Source organism: Sphingomonas canadensis (assembly GCF_026013525.1).
In the GTDB taxonomy this organism is placed as follows: domain Bacteria; phylum Pseudomonadota; class Alphaproteobacteria; order Sphingomonadales; family Sphingomonadaceae; genus Sphingomonas; species Sphingomonas canadensis.
In genome coordinates this window covers 172,712-189,783 of the sequence record NZ_JAPDRA010000001.1, presented here as the reverse complement: position 1 = coordinate 189,783, position 17,072 = coordinate 172,712, and the positions used below count along the sequence as shown (strand labels likewise).

General features: G+C 69.3%; 20 protein-coding genes and 1 other RNA gene. 13 read left to right on the top strand and 8 right to left on the bottom strand.

Annotation, left to right across the window (positions count from 1 at the left end; translation table 11 throughout):
- On the top strand, window positions 1-405 hold the full coding sequence (gene rbfA, locus OM513_RS00905; RefSeq protein ID WP_264942263.1) for a 30S ribosome-binding factor RbfA: 405 nt from the start codon (window positions 1-3) through the stop codon (window positions 403-405).
- 11 nt (window positions 406-416) lie between these two features.
- Here the strand turns inward: rbfA and OM513_RS00900 are convergent, their stop codons facing one another.
- A complete protein-coding gene (locus OM513_RS00900) occupies window positions 417-1,307 on the bottom strand; it encodes a hypothetical protein (RefSeq protein ID WP_264942262.1) in 891 nt (296 codons plus the stop codon).
- A 133-nt stretch (window positions 1,308-1,440) separates the two neighbouring features.
- On the opposite strand from OM513_RS00900, the gene OM513_RS00895 reads away from it, so the two are divergent.
- From OM513_RS00895 to OM513_RS00865, 7 genes are all read left to right on the top strand, one after another.
- Entirely contained in the window at window positions 1,441-2,025 is a 585-nt protein-coding gene (locus tag OM513_RS00895; protein ID WP_264942261.1) for a thymidine kinase, read from the top strand.
- Between the two features lie 45 nt (window positions 2,026-2,070).
- Window positions 2,071-2,547: a hypothetical protein gene (locus OM513_RS00890; protein ID WP_264942260.1), complete on the top strand. Its 477-nt coding sequence runs from the start codon at window positions 2,071-2,073 to the stop codon at window positions 2,545-2,547.
- 185 nt (window positions 2,548-2,732) lie between these two features.
- Window positions 2,733-3,083 (top strand): hypothetical protein, encoded by a 351-nt coding sequence (locus OM513_RS00885; protein WP_264942259.1) that lies wholly within the window; start codon window positions 2,733-2,735, stop codon window positions 3,081-3,083.
- Between the two features lie 38 nt (window positions 3,084-3,121).
- A complete protein-coding gene (gene truB / locus OM513_RS00880) occupies window positions 3,122-4,117 on the top strand; it encodes a tRNA pseudouridine(55) synthase TruB (RefSeq protein ID WP_264942258.1) in 996 nt (331 codons plus the stop codon).
- Between the two features lie 21 nt (window positions 4,118-4,138).
- Window positions 4,139-4,408 (top strand): 30S ribosomal protein S15, encoded by a 270-nt coding sequence (rpsO, locus tag OM513_RS00875; RefSeq protein WP_264942257.1) that lies wholly within the window; start codon window positions 4,139-4,141, stop codon window positions 4,406-4,408.
- A gap of 214 nt (window positions 4,409-4,622) precedes the next feature.
- Window positions 4,623-6,959, top strand: coding sequence for a polyribonucleotide nucleotidyltransferase (pnp, locus tag OM513_RS00870; RefSeq protein ID WP_264942256.1), 2,337 nt, complete (start codon window positions 4,623-4,625; stop codon window positions 6,957-6,959).
- Window positions 6,960-7,195: 236 nt separating this feature from the next.
- Window positions 7,196-8,215, top strand: a complete 1,020-nt coding sequence (locus OM513_RS00865; protein ID WP_264942255.1) for a sensor histidine kinase — start codon at window positions 7,196-7,198, stop codon at window positions 8,213-8,215.
- Between the two features lie 14 nt (window positions 8,216-8,229).
- Here OM513_RS00865 and OM513_RS00860 read toward each other — a convergent pair whose 3' ends face one another.
- Window positions 8,230-8,409, bottom strand: coding sequence for a hypothetical protein (locus OM513_RS00860; protein ID WP_264942254.1), 180 nt, complete (start codon window positions 8,407-8,409; stop codon window positions 8,230-8,232).
- Between the two features lie 199 nt (window positions 8,410-8,608).
- Window positions 8,609-8,954: a transfer-messenger RNA gene (gene ssrA / locus OM513_RS00855) on the bottom strand.
- A 48-nt stretch (window positions 8,955-9,002) separates the two neighbouring features.
- On the opposite strand from ssrA, the gene OM513_RS00850 reads away from it, so the two are divergent.
- Entirely contained in the window at window positions 9,003-9,434 is a 432-nt protein-coding gene (locus OM513_RS00850) for an RrF2 family transcriptional regulator (protein WP_264942253.1), read from the top strand.
- Window positions 9,435-9,454: 20 nt separating this feature from the next.
- On the opposite strand, the gene OM513_RS00845 is transcribed toward OM513_RS00850, so the two are convergent.
- On the bottom strand, window positions 9,455-10,654 hold the full coding sequence (locus OM513_RS00845; protein ID WP_264942252.1) for an RICIN domain-containing protein: 1,200 nt from the start codon (window positions 10,652-10,654) through the stop codon (window positions 9,455-9,457).
- Between the two features lie 93 nt (window positions 10,655-10,747).
- Window positions 10,748-11,188 (bottom strand): large conductance mechanosensitive channel protein MscL, encoded by a 441-nt coding sequence (gene mscL / locus OM513_RS00840; RefSeq protein WP_264942251.1) that lies wholly within the window; start codon window positions 11,186-11,188, stop codon window positions 10,748-10,750.
- A gap of 140 nt (window positions 11,189-11,328) precedes the next feature.
- Between mscL and OM513_RS00835 the strand changes: the two genes are divergently transcribed.
- The 4 genes from OM513_RS00835 to OM513_RS00820 are packed head-to-tail and all read left to right on the top strand — an operon-like array spanning window position 11,329 to window position 13,955.
- Complete coding sequence (locus OM513_RS00835) at window positions 11,329-11,919, top strand: LemA family protein (RefSeq protein WP_264942250.1); 591 nt, start codon at window positions 11,329-11,331, stop codon at window positions 11,917-11,919.
- Window positions 11,920-11,947: 28 nt separating this feature from the next.
- On the top strand, window positions 11,948-12,745 hold the full coding sequence (locus OM513_RS00830; RefSeq protein WP_264942249.1) for a TPM domain-containing protein: 798 nt from the start codon (window positions 11,948-11,950) through the stop codon (window positions 12,743-12,745).
- Window positions 12,745-13,428, top strand: coding sequence for a TPM domain-containing protein (locus OM513_RS00825; RefSeq protein WP_264942248.1), 684 nt, complete (start codon window positions 12,745-12,747; stop codon window positions 13,426-13,428). The genes OM513_RS00830 and OM513_RS00825 overlap by 1 nt, the downstream gene beginning before the upstream one ends.
- Entirely contained in the window at window positions 13,425-13,955 is a 531-nt protein-coding gene (locus OM513_RS00820; RefSeq protein WP_264942247.1) for an NUDIX hydrolase, read from the top strand. The genes OM513_RS00825 and OM513_RS00820 overlap by 4 nt, the downstream gene beginning before the upstream one ends.
- A 48-nt stretch (window positions 13,956-14,003) precedes the next feature.
- Here the strand turns inward: OM513_RS00820 and OM513_RS00815 are convergent, their stop codons facing one another.
- The 3 genes from OM513_RS00815 to OM513_RS00805 form a co-directional block, all read right to left on the bottom strand.
- Complete coding sequence (locus OM513_RS00815) at window positions 14,004-14,285, bottom strand: ETC complex I subunit (RefSeq protein WP_264942246.1); 282 nt, start codon at window positions 14,283-14,285, stop codon at window positions 14,004-14,006.
- Between the two features lie 64 nt (window positions 14,286-14,349).
- Window positions 14,350-16,830 carry an ATP-dependent helicase HrpB gene (gene hrpB / locus OM513_RS00810; RefSeq protein WP_264942245.1) on the bottom strand — a complete coding sequence of 827 codons (2,481 nt, stop codon included), beginning with the start codon at window positions 16,828-16,830 and terminating at the stop codon, window positions 14,350-14,352.
- 65 nt (window positions 16,831-16,895) lie between these two features.
- A complete protein-coding gene (locus OM513_RS00805) occupies window positions 16,896-17,030 on the bottom strand; it encodes a hypothetical protein (protein WP_264942244.1) in 135 nt (44 codons plus the stop codon).
- Between the last annotated feature and the right edge of the window lie 42 nt (window positions 17,031-17,072).

The following is a 17,072-nucleotide window of genomic DNA, read 5'->3' as shown; positions in this document are numbered from 1 at the left end:
ATGCCCCGCCCAACCGAAACCCCCGAGACCCGCTCCGTCCGCCTGCTGCGCGTGGGCGAGCAGGTGCGCCATGTGCTGAGCGAGATCCTGCAGCGCGGCGAGGTGCATGACGATGTGCTCGCCAGCCATATGGTGTCGGTGACCGAGGTGCGGATGTCGCCGGACCTGCGCCACGCCACCGTGTTCGTGAAGCCGCTGCTGGGCCAGGACGAGCCTGCGGTGCTCAAGGCGCTGCGCACCAACACCGCCTATCTCCAGCGTGAGGTCGCGGCGCGGGTGAAGATGAAATATGCCGCCCGGCTCAAGTTCCTCGCCGATGAGAGCTTCGACGAGGGCACGCATATCGAGACGCTGCTGCGCGATCCCCGCGTGGCGCGCGACCTGGAGGGCGAACCGGAAGCCTGATGCGCGCCCGCTCAGGCGGCGCGGGCCTCGCCCTGGTCTTCGTCCCAGCGGCCGAACCGTTCCAGCGCGGCGCGATAGCTGGCGCCGTAGCGCGCGCCCACGGCCTCCGCATAGGCGGGCACCGCGGCCAGATTGGCGGCCAGATGCTCGCTCACCGCCTTGCGCACCATGTGCCAGGTTGCGCGATCGCCCGCCGCCTCGCGCAGCCGCTCGCGGAAGAACTTTGCCGCCCGCTCCTGCGTCAGCCGGTGGTTGAAGCCCCATTCCTCCGGCTGCTCGACCAGCACGTCGAACACGCCCAGCCGCCGCATCAGCCGCCAGCCGGGATAGGGATCGCGATCGGCATAATCGTGGACGAACAGCCGCCGCCCCGGCGCGGCGAAGCTTTCCAGGAACGGCTGATAGTCGAAGCAGAAGAACCAATAGGGCGTGGCGCCTTCGCCATGATGCGGCTCGGGCAGGAACAGCACGCCCTTCTTCATCACTTCGCTGAACATGTGCAGCGCGTCGGCATAGGTGTGCCAGCTCAACTGCGAATGGATGCTGGCGAAATAGGCGCCGGGCTCGCGGATCGCGGCATGCCATTCGATCGTGTCGGCCCCGCCGGCGGCCGCGGTTGTCTCGATCAGCTCGGCGACACCGGGATTGAAGGGCAGCGCCTCGAGGTTTTCGGAGGAAAGGATGACGGTGTGGCATCCCGCCGCCGCGGCATTGGCCAGCATCGCCGCGAAAGGGCCGGCATCGCCCACCAGCAGCGGGTTGGCGATATCGTGGTGCGCCGCGAAGCGGTGATGCTCGTACCAGATGCCGCGCGCGGCCATCGCCTCGCAATTGCCGTTCATCAGCGCCTGCAGGTGCGTGGACGCGGTCTTGTGGAAGCCCATGTGGACGATCAGGCGCACTCTGAATTCTCCCGCGCCGGAGCGGCCCTTGCCCCTCCGCCGCCCAGTTCGGCAGCGATGCTAGCGGCGCATGGTTAACCGCGGGATAAAGGGGCCGTTGACCGGCCCGGGCGCGCGGTCCCATCAGGCGGCGATGGCCAAGCTCTATTTCTACTATGCCTCGATGAACGCGGGCAAATCGACCACGCTGCTCCAGGCCGATTTCAACTATCGCGAACGCGGCATGCGCACGCTGCTGTTCACGGCGGGGGTACATGATCGCGGCGGCCATGGCGTGATCGATTCGCGCATCGGGCTGAAGGCGGAGGCGATCCCCTTCGATCCCGCCACCGATCTGCGCGTGATCGTGGAGGCGGAGCATTTCCGCGCGTCCGTCGCCTGCGTGCTGGTGGATGAATCGCAGTTCCTGTCGGACGCGCAGGTGCGCCAGCTCGCCCATTTGGCGGACGAGGTGGGAATCCCCGTACTCTGCTATGGCCTGCGCACCGATTTCCAGGGACGGCTGTTCCCCGGATCGGCAGGGCTGCTGGCGCTGGCCGACTCGCTGGTGGAGATCAAGTCGGTCTGTGAATGCGGGCGAAAGGCGACGATGAACCTGCGCGTGGATGCCGCGGGCAACGCCGTGAGCGAAGGCGCGCAGAAGGAGATCGGCGGCAACGAGCGCTATGTCGCGCTGTGCCGCAAGCATTTCATGCTGCGTTCATCTAGGGATGCATAGAATTTCGTGCGGTTTGTTCAGACCGGTCGCAGAGGGAGTCCGATCATGACAAATATTCGTGCTTTTGCCGTTATTCCCGCCGTGTTTCTCTCAACTGCCGTGCTTGCGCAGACGGATGCGCCCCGGGCCGGCGCGCCGGCTGTAATCGACTATACTTCGCTCGACGGACTGTTCCGCGAGTTCGTCGCGACCCCCGATGGGTCCGCGCTCTATCTGCGCGATCGCAAGAACCAGTGGTATCTCGCCCGCTTCGCTTCACGGTGCGAAGCAGCGTCGCGCGCAGCGATTCTGGGCTTCGAGCGTTCGGGCGACCGGCGAATAGCGGCCGGCACGCGCGTTACCTTTTCGCGCGAGGCAGGCATGGCGGAATGCCGGATTTCCGATCTGCGCTATAGCGCCTCCCCAGCCGCCGGCCTGCGCCGCGGCGCGCGCGCCGCGGATGGCGGGGCGATGCGGGTCGCCAGCCTGCCGGGCAGTGACCCCGGCATGCGACAGAACCCGCGGGGTGTGACGTTGCGTTGACGGGGCTCGCGTTTCTACGAGGCGCCGGTCGATCCTGTTGCTTGCGGATCAGCCTGGGTTCAGGTGGAGCGCGTTAGCGCTGCGGGTACGTGGGGCGGCGTTGCAGGAAAGCGTCCCGGCAGCGGGATGCTGGAAAGGACCTTGTCGTGTTGCGTCCGTCAATCGCGTTTCTGCCTCCGCTCCTGTTGCTCGCAGGCCCGGCGCTGGCGCAGACCCCCGGCCCGAAATCGGGCGAGCGCGCCGATATCCCGTTCATCGATCACGGCGGCATCCGCAATTTCGAGCCCGCCCGCGACGGCAACGGCGTGTACCTGCAGGACAGCCGCAAGAACTGGTATTACGCCAGTTTCTTCACGCGCTGCCATGAGCTGCCCTATGCCTTTGCGGTGGCGTTCAAGACCTGGGGGCCGTCGCTGACGCGCGGCGATTCGGTGCTGGTGCGCGGCGAGCGTTGCGCCATCGCCGATCTGGTGCGCTCCGGCCCGCCGCCCGCCAAGCCCAAGAAGGCCAAGGCGGAGCAGCCCGCGGGCGCGTGACGCTGGCGCGCGCGCGGCGCTGCGGCTAGACGGCCCGCGTGCATGGCTGGATCATCCTCGACAAGCCCCTGGGGCTGGGCTCCACCCAGGGGGTGAGCGCGGTCAAGCGCGCGCTGCGCGAGGGCGGCTACGGCAAATGGAAGGTGGGCCATGGCGGCACGCTGGATCCGCTGGCGAGCGGCGTGCTGCCCATCGCGATCGGCGAGGCGACCAAGCTGGCGGGCCGCATGCTCGACAGCGACAAGGTCTATGACTTCACCATCCGCTTCGGCGAGCAGACCGACACGCTGGATGCCGAGGGCAAGGTGATCGCGCAATCGGACGTGCGGCCCACGATCGCCGGGGTGGCGGCGGTGCTGCCCCGCTTCACCGGGCCGATCGATCAGGTTCCGCCCGCCTATTCGGCGCTGAAGGTGGACGGCGAGCGCGCCTATGACCTCGCCCGCGCGGGCGAGGCGGTGGCGCTGAAGAGCCGGTCGGTGACGGTGCATTCGCTGTGCCATTCCTCCCCCGGAGGGGGAGGGGAACCGCGAAGCGGTGGAGGGGTATTATCCACGAGCGATGCGTCCCTGGGGGCGCTACCCCTCCACCAGCCTGCGGCTGGTCTCCCTCCCCCCCCGGGGGAGGAGTTGGAGACCGTGACGTTGCGTGCCCATGTCTCCAAGGGCACCTATATCCGCAGCCTGGCGCGCGATATCGCGCTGGCGCTGGGAACGGTGGGCCACGTCACCTATCTGCGGCGCGTGAAGGCGGGGCCGTTCACGCTGGACCAGGCGATTTCGCTGGACAATCTGGCGGATACCGCTAAGAGCCGCGCGCTTGAACAACATCTCCTGCCGTTGAGGGCGGGGCTGGACGACATCCCGGCTCTATCCCTCTCCCCCGGTCAGGCAGGGATGCTCCGCATGGGGCAGATGTTGACCGGGATCGCCGCCGACGATGGCCTCCATTTCGCGACGCTGGACGAGATTCCGGTCGCGCTGGTGGAGGCTCAGGCCGGGGAAGTCCGGGTCGTTCGCGGTTTCAACCTGTAATGTGATGTCGAAGGAAAACGCATGTCGATCACGCAGGAGCGCAAGGAAGCGCTCATCAAGGAGCACGCCCGCGTCGAGGGCGACACCGGCAGCCCCGAGGTCCAGGTCGCGATCCTCACCGAGCGGATCCAGAACCTCACCGAGCACTTCAAGAGCCACGCCAAGGACAACCATTCCCGCCGCGGCCTGCTGATGCTCGTGAACAAGCGGCGCCAGTTGCTCAGCTACCTGAAGAAGAAGGACGCGCAGCGCTACACCGATCTGATCGGCAAGCTGGGCCTTCGCAAGTGATCAAAGGGCGCCCCTAGCGGCGCCCTTTTCGCACCGGCGCAAGCCGGTTTTCCAGCAATCCGGGGCCAGCGCGCCCCGCCGGCCGCTGGACCGGACCCGGCACCCGCCGGGGAAGACTGACGGGAGGAAGGCAATCCGGCCGACCTCCACGGGCCAACCCGGCCCGCTCTCATTGGCCCCCCGCGCATAGGGCGCGGGGAGTGAAGGAAACAACATGTTCGACAAGAAGACTGTATCGATCGAGTGGGGCGGCAAGTCGCTGACTCTCGAAACGGGCAAGGTTGCCCGCCAGGCCGACGGCGCCGTGATGGCGACGCTGGGCGAGACGGTGGTGCTCTGTGCGGTGACCGCCGCGAAGAGCGTGAAGGAAGGGCAGGATTTCTTCCCGCTCACCGTCCATTATCAGGAAAAATATTCCGCCGCCGGCCGCATCCCCGGCGGTTTCTTCAAGCGCGAGCGCGGCGCGACCGAGAAGGAGACGCTGGTCTCCCGCCTGATCGACCGCCCGATCCGCCCGCTGTTCCCCGAGGGCTTCTACAACGAGATCAACGCCATCGCTCAGGTGCTGAGCTATGACGGCGAGAACGAGCCCGACATCCTGGCGATGGTCGCCGCGTCGGCCGCGCTGACGATTTCGGGCGTGCCCTTCATGGGGCCGATCGGCGCCGCGCGCGTGGGCTATCTGGATGGCGAGTACATCCTGAACCCGACCGACGAGCAGGTCGCCGCTGGCGAGCTCGATCTGGTCGTCGCCGCCACCTATGACGCGGTGATGATGGTCGAGTCCGAGGCCAAGGAGCTTTCGGAAGAGGTCATGCTGGGCGCGGTGCTGTTCGCGCACGACGCCTGCCGCGAGGTGATCAAGGCGATCGTCAAGCTGGCCGAGCAGGCGGCCAAGGATCCGTGGGAGATGGCGTCGCAGGACGACAACGCCAAGCTCAAGGACTCGATCAAGAAGCTGATCGGCAAGGACATCGCCGCCGCCTACAAGCTGACCGACAAGTCGGCCCGCTCGAACGCGCTGAACGAGGCGCGCGCGAAGGCGAAGGCGAAGTTCGCCGAAGACGGCCTGAGCCCCCAGGAAGTCATGGCCGGCATCAAGCTGACCAAGAAGCTGGAGGCCGAGATCGTCCGCACCGCCATCCTGAAGGACGGCAAGCGCATCGACGGCCGCACCACCACCCAGATCCGCCCGATCGTGGCCGAGACCCATTTCCTCCCGCGTGCGCACGGCTCCGCGCTGTTCACCCGCGGCGAGACCCAGACCATCGCCACCTGCACCCTTGGCACCAAGGACGCCGAGCAGATGATCGATGGCCTGAACGGGCTCAGCTACCAGCATTTCATGCTGCACTATAACTTCCCGCCCTATTCGGTCGGTGAAGTCGGCCGCTTCGGCGCGCCGGGCCGCCGCGAGGTTGGCCATGGCAAGCTGGCGTGGCGCGCGCTGCACCCGGTGCTGCCGGCCAAGGAGGATTTCCCCTACACGATCCGCCTGACCAGCGACATCACGGAGAGCAACGGCTCGTCGTCGATGGCGTCGGTTTGCGGCGGTTCGCTGGCGATGATGGACGCGGGCGTGCCGATCACGCGCCCGGTTTCCGGCATCGCGATGGGCCTGATCCTGGAAGGCAAGGATTTCGCGATCCTCTCCGACATCCTGGGTGACGAGGATCACCTGGGCGACATGGACTTCAAGGTGGCTGGCACGTCCGAAGGCATCACCACGATGCAGATGGACATCAAGATCGCCGGCATCACCAAGGAGATCTTCGAGGCCGCGCTGGCGCAGGCCAAGGATGGCCGCGCGCACATCCTGGGCGAGATGAACAAGGCGCTGGGCGAAGTCCGCGCCGAGCTTTCCGCCCATGCCCCGCGCATCGAGACGATGCAGATCGACAAGTCGAAGATCCGCGACGTCATCGGCACCGGCGGCAAGGTGATCCGCGAGATCGTGGCGACCACCGGCGCCAAGGTGGACATCGACGACGAGGGCGTGATCAAGATCAGCTCGTCGGACCTCGATCAGATCGAGGCGGCCCGCAAGTGGATCCTCGGCATCGTCGAGGAGCCCGAGGTCGGCAAGATCTACAACGGCAAGGTGGTCAACCTGGTCGATTTCGGCGCCTTCGTGAACTTCATGGGCGCGCGTGACGGCCTGGTCCACGTCTCCGAGATCAAGAACGAGCGCGTCGAGAAGGTGTCCGACGTCCTGAGCGAAGGCCAGGAGGTGAAGGTCAAGGTTCTCGAGATCGATCCGCGCGGCAAGGTGCGCCTGTCGATGCGCGTCGTTGATCAGGAAACTGGCGCCGAGCTGGAGGATACCCGTCCGGCACGCGAGCCGCGCGAGGGCGGTGATCGCGGTCCGCGCGGCGATCGTGGCGGTCGTGACGGTGACCGCCGCCGCGAGGGCGGCCGGGATCGCGGCCCCCGCCGCGAGGGCGGCGACCGCGGCCCGCGTGGCGATCGCGGTCCGCGCCGCGAGCGTTCGGAGGGCAAGGACGACGACGGTGCCGATATCGGCCTGCCCTCGTTCATCACCGAGAACTGATCCGCAGCCCGGGCAACCGGGAGGCAGGAACGGAAAGCCGGGGGGGCGCGGGAAACCGCGTCCCCCCTTTTCGTTTCCGGCCATTTTCATTTCCGGCCGGGGAGCCGGAACCGCTTCAGCGATCGGCGCGGCCGGGCGCCAACGGCCTGCCGCATTCCGCTACGGCAATGGGATAATTCGCTGGGGCTCCGCCGGGCGCTGGGCTAGGGTGCCCCGAAAACGGCAACAGGTCGGGGATGGCAGGGAAAGAGGCTTCGCCTGGCGAACGCTGGCACGAACGGTTTCCGATCGCGCCCGCACGCCCCTGGATCGCCCCTGCCGCCGCGCTGGGGCTTGTGGCGCTGGCGCTGCTTTTGCGCATCGCGATCCGGCCCTGGGCGCCCACGGGCCTGCCCTTTCTGTTCTTCTTCCCGGCGGTGATGCTCACCGCGTTCCTGTTCGGCGTGCGCACCGCGGTGGCGGCGGCCGGCTTCAGCCTGCTGTTGGCCTGGACCTTGCTGATCGGCGATCCGATGCGGCCGGGCGTGTTCGTCGCGATACTGCCGGCGGTGGTGCCCTTCGTCGTGCTGGCGGGGTTCACGCTGTGGCTGTTCCACCTGATGCAGCAGACCAACGCAATGCTGCGGCGCGAACGCGCGCGGTCGGCGGCGCTGGCGGAAACGCGCGAGGCGCTGTTCCGTGAGCTGCAGCACCGGGTTTCGAACAATCTTCAGGTCGCCGCCGGGCTGCTGGTCCTTCAGAAACGGCATGTGACCGACGCCAACGCGCGCGCCGCGGTGGACGAGGCGGCGCGGCGCATCGGCATGATCGGCCGTGTCAGCCGCCAGCTCTACGCCGCCGACGGCAAGGCGCGCGCGATGCAGGATTTCCTGGCGCCGCTGTGCGCCGACGCGGTCGAGATGAGCGGCCGCGACGGCATCACCGTGGCCGTCCAGGGTGACGGCGACGTGATGCTGGCCCCCGATGCCGCGCTGCCGGTGGCGCTGATCGTGGCGGAGGCGGTGGCCAACGCCATCGAGCATGGCTTTGCCGCGCGCTCCGGCGGGCGGATCGACGTTGTCCACGCGCGCGATGGCGAAGGCATGCTGACCGTGGAGGTGCGCGACGACGGCTGCGGCCTGCCCGATGGCTTTGCGATGGCGGAGGCGGCGGGGCTTGGGCTCGGCATCGCGCGGACGCTGGCGGAACAGCTTGGCGGCAGCTTCACCCTGGAGCGCGGCGAGCGTACCGTGGCCCGGCTGACGCTGCCCGCCTGAGGGCGGCGGGAGCTTCAGCGGGTGCGGAAGCGGGTGCCGCCGGCGCCTGCGGCGTCGCGATCGGCGAGCAGCGCCGGGGCCTTGATCTCGGGCTTGGGCAGCCTCGGCGGGCGGGTGCCCTCCACCAGCGTAACCGTCGCCATCACCGCGAAAGCCAGCATCCCTGCGGTACCTTGCCAGCGCTTGCCCAGCATTTCGGGCCTCCATCGCCTGCGGCGGAATCGCCGTCCTGATGGTTAACAAAAGAGCGCATGCGGACGGCTGGCGACATTCGGGGGATCGCCGTTACGGGATCGGCACGATCGGGGAATGCCCGGAGGCCGGGGCGGGACGGGAGGGGTCGGGACGCGGAAGGGTGGGGAGCTTCTGTTGCCCGGCGCTCCCCGTGCCGCTGGAATCCGCTTCTGTTGCCCGGTGCGGTCCAACCGCGCTTTTGTCTGACTAACCTAGTCCGTGAAGACTTGGGTTAGGCCGCAATCGCGAGCGCCTCGTTATCGTTGGCACTTGTGTAACGGACCGTCGCAGTGGCCCACGCTGAGAGATGGAATGCGCTTTTCAACACACGTCGATCCTGGTTCGGCCCCGTCAGAAACGGTGTCCAGATACACCACCGGTTATGGTGGAGCCGCCGGGTACTGCCCCCGGGTCCGCTGCGCCTATTGCACGCCTTCGTTTATCCCCATAGCCGGCCGAAACCGGCAACTTCCAATATAGGGATTCGGGCGCGGATGAAAAGACCGCGCAAAGGCTTCCCAGCAAAGCAGAAAATTGGCATGGAGCATGCACCATGCTGACCCAGCGTTCCCGTTATGCGCTGCGTGCGATGCTGTTCCTCGCAACGCAGCCGCCCGAAGGCAAGCCCACGCCGATGAACCGCATCGCCGCCGAGGCGAATGTGCCGCGCAAGTTCCTGGAGCTGATCCTGGCGGACCTGCGTGAGGCCGGGTTCCTGGTCAGCCATCGGGGCAAGGCGGGCGGCTATATGCTCTCGCGGCCCAAGCATATGATCTCGCTGGGAGAAATCATCCGCGTGATCGAAGGGCCGCTGGCGCTGGTGCCCTGCGTCAGCCGCACCGCCTATCGCCCGTGCAACGATTGCAAGGACGAGGCGAGCTGCGCGATCCGCGCGGCGATGGCGCGCGTGCGCGACGAAACCGCGCGCATCTTGGACGGCACCAGCCTGGCCGACGCCACCGCGGCAAGCCTGGCCGCCGCCTGAGCGCAGGCCCGGAAGCCGCCTCAATCTTCCTGCGGATAGAGCTCGAAATATTGTTCCCCGGCTGCGCGGCAGGGCTCCGGGAATAGCGCCGAGTTGTTCACGCCGGTCCCAATGTCGTTCTTGCCGCGCACCGCCAGGCACAGGCCGCCTGCGGTCTTGATCACCCAATAATCGCGAAAGCCGGCCGGTTCGATCGTGAAATGCTGGGCGTCTGCGGGGGTACAGGCTTCGGCGGTGATCCACGGCCTCTTGCCCGCGACGAAACACAGTCCGGCGGGCTCCAGGTTGGCGAGGCGGAAGCCGCGCGGGCCGGTCCAGTCGAGCTGGGTGAGCGAATCGGGGTCGGGCGTGCAATCGCGGCCAAGCCGGACCGTGGCCGCGGCGCCGGTTCCGGTCACGCGCACGCAGGCGCCCTCCCGGCCCGCCGGAAACAGCCAGTAGCGCGCCGGCGGCGGGGCGTTGGCGGGCAGCCCGGCGGGACGGGGCAGCGCGGCCATCCGCTCGGCCCCGGTCGCGGGTGCGCGGGGCGGCGGCGGGGGGGTGATCACGGGAAGCGTCACAGCCGGCGATGGGGCCGCCGGGGCCGGGGCGGCGCCCGTGGCGGGCTGCACCCGGCCATCGGGTGCCACGCGCCCCGCGGCGGCGGGCTGAAGCAGGCGGAAGCGCTGCCCCGCGCTGCGATCGCAGGGGAGCACCAGGATGCCGGTGTCCGCAACCGTCCAGCACTTGCCATCGGCGGTGCGGATGGAAACCAGGCCGTCGCCCGCCCAATCGATGCGGTAACGCAGCTCGATCGCATCGGTGCAGGGCACGGCGGCCAGGCCATCGGCCCAGGTGCGATACATCAGCCCGCTGCCGTCGAAATCGCGGCGGCGGACCGCGACACAGCTTCCGCTGCGGTCCAGCTCCAGCCGCGCGCGCTGGTTGCCATGGAAGCGCGCGTTGAGCAGCACGCCGTCCACGCAGGCGCCGGGGCGCAGCAGATAGACCTGGTTGTCGCGCATCTGCGGCACCAGGCATTTGCCGCCGCTGGTCTCGATCCGGTAGTCGGCTGTGCCGGTTTCGGGCACCGGCGGCCGGGATGCGTCAACCGTCGCGGCCACGACCCCGTTCTGCGGCCGCTCGGACGATCCGGCGGGGGCGACATAGACAGGCTGTGCCGCCGCGGGCAGCGCCCAGCAGGCAAGGATCGCGGCAATCATGGCATCGCGCAGGCGCATGGCATTCCCCCGGCCGGGTTGAGCGGCGAGCCTATCATCGCTCCGCTTCCGCAACAATCGCCCCGGCCCCGGCGCGCGCGTGGCCCGCGACGATCAGCGTTTCTTCAACTCGTCGCGGATCTCGCGCAGCAGCGCCAGCTCGGCCGGTTCGGGGGCGGGCGCCGCCTCAGGCTCGGGCTTTTGCGCCGCCGCCATGACGCGGTTCACGAAGCGCACCATCAGGAACACGATGAAGGCGAGGATGACGAAGTTGATCGCCACCGTCACGAACTCGCCATAGCCGAGCACCGGGGCGCCCGCCTTCTTGAGATCGGCATAGCTGGCCAGCGATCCCGCATAGCCCGCGGGCACATCGCCCAGCAGCACGAAATGGCTGGAGAAATCGAGCCCGCCGAAGATCGCGCCGATCACCGGCATGATCACGTCCTCGGTCAGCGATTTGGTGATGTTGCCGAACGCCGCGCCGATGATCACGCCCACGGCCAGATCGAAAACATTGCCTCGGGCGATGAAGGTCTTGAACTCGTTCCACATTCTGGCGCTTCCTCCCTTTCTTGCGGGTGCCGTTGCCTGTCCCGGCAATGGGCGCCATCGGGCGATTGCGCGCAAGCCCCTTTTCGTCGGGGGTGTCATGCCCATATAAGCCGCCATCAGACTGGTCCGGAGGGAACCCGATGAAGATTCGTGCTGTGCTGGCGCTCGCTGCTGCGGCGCTGCTTTCCGCCTGCGGCCTCAACAGCGTGCCGACGGCCGAGGAGAATGCCAAGGCCAAATGGGCCGACGTGCAGGCCGCCTATCAGCGCCGTGCCGACCTGATCCCCAATCTGGTGGCCACCGTGAAGGGCGCCGCCGCTTCCGAAGGCAAGATCCTGACCGACGTGACCGAGGCGCGCGCCAAGGCCAGCTCGATGCAGGTGACCGCCGACGATCTGACCGATCCGGCGAAGGTGGAGCAGTTCCAGGCCGCGCAGCAGCAGCTCAGCGGCTCGCTAAGCCGCCTGCTGGTGACGGTGGAGGCCTATCCCCAGCTCCAGAGCCAGGCGAACTTCACCGCGCTGATGAGCCAGCTTGAGGGCACCGAAAACCGCATCAACATCGCCATCCGCGATTATAACGCGGCGGTGCAGAGCTATAACACCACCATCCGCACCTTCCCGGATTCGATCGGCGCGACCGTGTTCTACGGCGCCAAGCCGATGACGCCGTTCCAGGCGAAGGCGGGCGCGGACGTGGCGCCGACCGTCAGCTTCGGCAACACCAACTGATCCCGGCGGGCGGCCCGGGAGCACGGGGATGAACATCCGCAACTGGCTGGCGGCACTGCTGCTCGCCCTGCTCTGGGTGCCGCTGGCGCACGCCCAGAACTTCCCCGCGCTCACCGGCCGCGTGGTCGATGCCGCCAACCTGCTCAGCCCCGAGCAGGAGGCGCAGCTCACCGCGCTCTCGGCGGATATCGAGAAGGCGTCGTCGCGCCAGTTCGTGGTGGCGACGATCCCGGACCTTCAGGACTATCCGATCGAGGATTACGGCTATCGCCTGGGCCGCGCGTGGAAGATCGGGCAGGAAGGCGCCAACAACGGCATCCTGCTGATCGTCGCGCCCAAGGAGCGCAAGGTTAGGATCGAGGTCGGCTACGGCCTGGAGCCGGTGATGACCGACGCGCTTTCGTCGCTGATCATCAACGACGTGATCCTGCCCAAATTCCGCGACGGCGACATGGCCGGCGGGATCATGGCCGGCGCGCAGGAGATCGGCGAGCAGATGAAGCTGCCGCTCGAAGCGGCCGAGGTGCGCGCCAAGGAAAAGCTGGACGCCCAGGCCCAGTCGGGCGGGAATGGCGACGATGGGCCGGGGCTGTGGTTCTTCATCGTCGCGATCATCGTGATCGCCACCCTGGCCGGCATCGGCAACCGGCGTCAGGGCCGGCGCTATCGCGGCGGTTGGGGCCCGGTGATCCTGTGGAGCGTGCTGGACGCAGCGACGCGCGGCGGCGGCGACAATGACGGCGGCGGCTGGGGCGGCGGTGGCGGTGGCGGCTTTTCCGGCGGCGGCGGGTCGTTCGGCGGCGGCGGCGCATCGGGGAGCTGGTGATGGCAGGATTTCGCTTCACGCCCGAACAACATGCGCAGGTCACCGCCGCGGTGGCCGCGGCCGAGGAAACCACCGACGGCGAGATCGTGACGATCGTCGCCGGCCGTTCGGACAGCTATCATGACGTCGGGCTGCACTATGCGATCGGCGCGATGCTGTTGCTGATCGTCGCGGCCGCGGTGTTCCCCGGGCTGATCGACATGAAGCTCGCCTGGTTCGGCGGCGGCTGGCACAGCGAGGAGAGCGTGCTGCCCACCGCGCTGTTCCTGCTGGCGATCGGCCAGACGATCGTCTTCCTGATCGTGCGCTATGGCCTGGCCTGGATGCCGTTGCGCATGCTGCTGACGCCCGGTGCCACCAAGACGCGGCGGGTGCGCCGCCGCGCGCTCCAGTTCTTCCGCACCAGCGCGGAAAAGCGGACCGTGGGGCGTGTCGGCGTGCTGCTCTATCTGTCGCTGCGCGAGCACCGCGCGGAGATCATCGCGGACGAGGCGATCCATTCGAAGGTCGCGCCCGAACGCTGGGGCGAGGCGATGGCGGCGCTGATCGATCAGGTGCGCGCAGGCGATCCGGCGGCCGGCATGGCCGAAGCCGTGACGATGATGGGCAGCATCCTGGCCGAGCATTTCCCCAAGACCGGGGACGATATCAACGAGCTTCCCGACAGGCTGATCGAACTATGACGCCCGACGCCGACGCACCGGTAGAGACGCCCTGGGAAGGCAAGTGGATCGTCGCCAAGCGGCAGGGCCGGTGGGAATATGTCGCCCGCGCGCGGGGCATCCGGGCCGCCGTGATCGTGGCGGTGGACGCCGAGGGGCACCTGCTGATGGTCGAGCAGTATCGCGTGCCGCTGGGCCGCCGCTGCCTGGAGCTGCCCGCCGGGCTGATCGGCGACGAGCATGAGGGCGACACGGTGGAGCTGGCCGCGATCCGCGAGCTGGAAGAGGAAACCGGCCACACCGCTGAGCGGGTGGAGCTGCTCGGCGAATATTTCAGCTCGCCCGGCATGGTCTCCGAAAGCTTCACGCTGGTGCGCGCGCATGGCGTGCGGCGCGTGGGCGAAGGCGGCGGCGTGGCGGGCGAGGACATCACCGTCCACCGCGTGCCGCTGGCGGGCGTGAGCGCCTTCGTGGCCGAGAAGCGCGCCGAGGGCGTCGCGATCGACGTCCGCATGCTGCTGCCGCTGGCGCAGGTACTGCTGGGCTGAGCTTCGCTCGATCCTCCCCCCGGCGGGCGAGGATGGGGCGGCCCGGTCCTACCGGAAATTGTCGGCGTAGGCCTGGAGCTTGAGCTTGCGATCGGGCGCGGGGACGACGTGATAGGCCACGCCTTCGCGCTCGGCATAGGCCTTGGCGGCTTCCAGCGTGGGGAATCGCAGGCGAAGCTGCGCCTGGGTGTCGCCCGATCCCGCCCAGCCGGTGAGCGGATCGGCGCGCTGCGGCTCGGCCGGTTCGAACTCGATGATCCACTGGCCGGTGAGCGCGCGTCCGGACTGCATCGCGTTCTTCGGGCGCTGATAGATGCGGGCGGTCTTCATGGGCGAATCCTCTAGAGTCTGTCCGCCTTCGGCGCAATCGGCACCGCCTAATACGAGGGAAATCCTAGCGCGGGCCTGCGCCCCTTGCGTCGGCTTTCTTTGTCCTGAGCGTCGCGGATGCGCTTGCGGGATCGTCGGGCCAGGGATGTTTGGGGTATCGCCCGCGCATCTCCTTCGCCACCGCGGCCCAGCTCCCCTTCCAGAAGCCGGGCAGGTCGCGCGTCGTCTGGATCGGGCGGCCGGCGGGCGAGGTGAGGCTGAGGACGATCGGCACGCCGCCCGCCATCGGATGTTCGGAAAGCCCGAACAGCGCCTGCACGCGCACCTCCACGGTGGGGCCGCCCTCGGCGCCATAGTCGATCGCGTGGCTGGACCCTGCGGGCGTCTCCATCCGGGCGGGCGCGATACGGTCGAGTGCGCGCATCGCGTCCCAGCCGATCAGCCCCTCCAGCGCATGGGTCAGCGCCTCGGCCGCGATCGCGTCGAGCCGGCGCTTGCCCGCGAGCAGCGGCGGCAGCCATTCGTCGAGCCGTGCCACCAACGCCGCGTCCGAAAGCGCATCGTCACCCCCGCCATGCTTTGCCGCGAAGGCGGATCGCGTCCGCAGCGCCGCCGCCCCTTCGGACCAGGGGAGCAGCGCCAGCCCGTGCGTGCGCACGCCCTCCAGCAGCGCGGCCTCGATCTCCGCCGCGCTCGCTGCCGAATCGGGGCCGCCCGACAGGCGGATCGCGCCCAGCCGCCGCTCGCGCTCGGCCTTCACCGCGCCGGTGGCGGGATCGAAGGCCACGCTGCGGCGCGTCTCGATACGGTGGCCGAACAGCGCCTCCACCGTCGCGGCGTCGATCTGCGCGGCGGAAAGGATGCGCGCGCCTGCCGCCATGCCCTGGGTCTCCGCCACCGCCAGCCATTCGGCGCGGGCCAGGCTGGAGGAAGGATCGAGGCGGAAGCCACGCCCGCCCGCCGAAGCCCAGGTCTCGCCGCTGCCGTCGCGCCGCCTGGCGATGCGATCCGGGAAGGCGAGCGCGATGCAGGTAGCGGTTTCCTCGCCGCCGCCGCCGCCGTCTTCGGCAGCCGAGCCGGGGACCAGCTTGCGCCAGCGTTCGGCCAGCCGCCGGGCGTTCTCCGCGCGCTGGCCGCGCTCGCCCCGCCAGCGCCGCAGCCTGAGCTCCAGGTCGGCGTCGTTGCCGCCCAGCCCGCGCTCGCCGAGCAGCACGGCCACCTCGGCGGCGGTGCGCGCCAGCCCGCGCTCGCCCGCGCGCACCAGCATATGGCCCAGCCGCGGAGGCAGGGGCAGCGCGGCGATCGCCTTGCCGTGCGCCGTGGGGCGGCCGTCGCCGTCGATCGCCTCCAGCGCCGCCAGCCGCGCGCGCGCTTCCTGCACCGCCGCTTCGGGCGGGGGATCGAGCCAGCGCAGCGCCCGTGGATCGGCCACGCCCCACAAGGCGCAGTCGAGCGTCAGCGCGGAGAGGTCCGCCTCCAGCATCTCGGGCGGGTCGAACCGGGGCAGGCCGGCGGTGGCGGCGGCCTCCCACAGGCGATAGGCCACGCCCGGCCCCTGGCGCGCGGCGCGGCCGGCGCGCTGGGTCACGGCGGCGTGGCTCGCGCGTTCGGTCACCAGCCGAGTCATCCCCGCCGCGCGATCGTAGCGCGGGCGCCGCGCCAGCCCCGAATCGACCACCACGCGGATGCCGTCCAGCGTCAGCGACGTCTCCGCGATCGATGTGGCCAGCACGATCTTGCGCCGCCCGGCGGGATCGGGGGCGATCGCCGCGCGCTGGGCGGCGGGCTCCAGGCTGCCGTGGAGCTTGTGGAGCACGGCGCCGGGAACCTCGCCGATCCGCTCGGCGGTGCGCTCGATCTCGGCCACGCCGGGCAGGAAGGCGAGCACGCCGCCGTCGGCCTCTCGCAGCGCCTGGCGGATCGCGGCGGCCATCGAATCCTCGATCCGCGCCTCTGCCGCGCGGCCGATGTGGCGCAGCTCCAGCGGGTGGCTGCGCCCCTCGCTCTCGATCACCGGGGCGGCGGCTCCGGTTTCCCCTGCCATCAGCGCGGAGAAGCGGGCGCCGTCCAGCGTGGCTGACATCGCCAGGACGCGCAGGTCCGGGCGTAGCGCCGCCTGCGCGTCGAGCGCCAGCGCCAGGCCGAAATCGCTGTCCAGGCTGCGCTCATGCACCTCGTCGAACAGCACGGCGGACACGCCCGAAAGCTCCGGGTCCGCCTGGATCCGGTTCACGAAGATGCCCTCTGTCAGCACGGTCACGCGCGTCGCGGCGGATCGCTTGCTGTCCATCCGGGTGGCATAGCCATAGGTCCGGCCCACCGGCTCGTCCGCCAGCGCGGCCATCCGCTCGGCGGCGGCGCGCGCGGCCAGGCGGCGGGGCGAGAGCAGCAGCACCTCGCCGGTACACCATTCTTCGCCCAGCAGCGCGGGCGCCACCGCCGTCGTCTTGCCCGCGCCGGGCGGGGCGACGAGCACGGCGGAGCCGCCCGCGTTCAGCGCGGCGAGCAGGTCCGGCAATATGGCAAGGATGGGAAGGCCGCTCATGCGCGGCGGCCTTGGCATATTTCACGGCCGCGCGCACGCCGCCCGGCGCGCGCCGCGGCGGCGGATCAGCCGTGGCGGGGCTCGCCCGCCGGGGTCTCGGCGTTGCGCATGCCCCACAGCAGCAGGCCGACGAACAGCGCGAAGCAGGGCTTGCCCGACTTCATCTCGTGGCTCCGGTTACGCTCGGTTCGCATGGACATGACATCTCCTTGGCGGCGCCAATGGCACGGTCATGTCGCAGT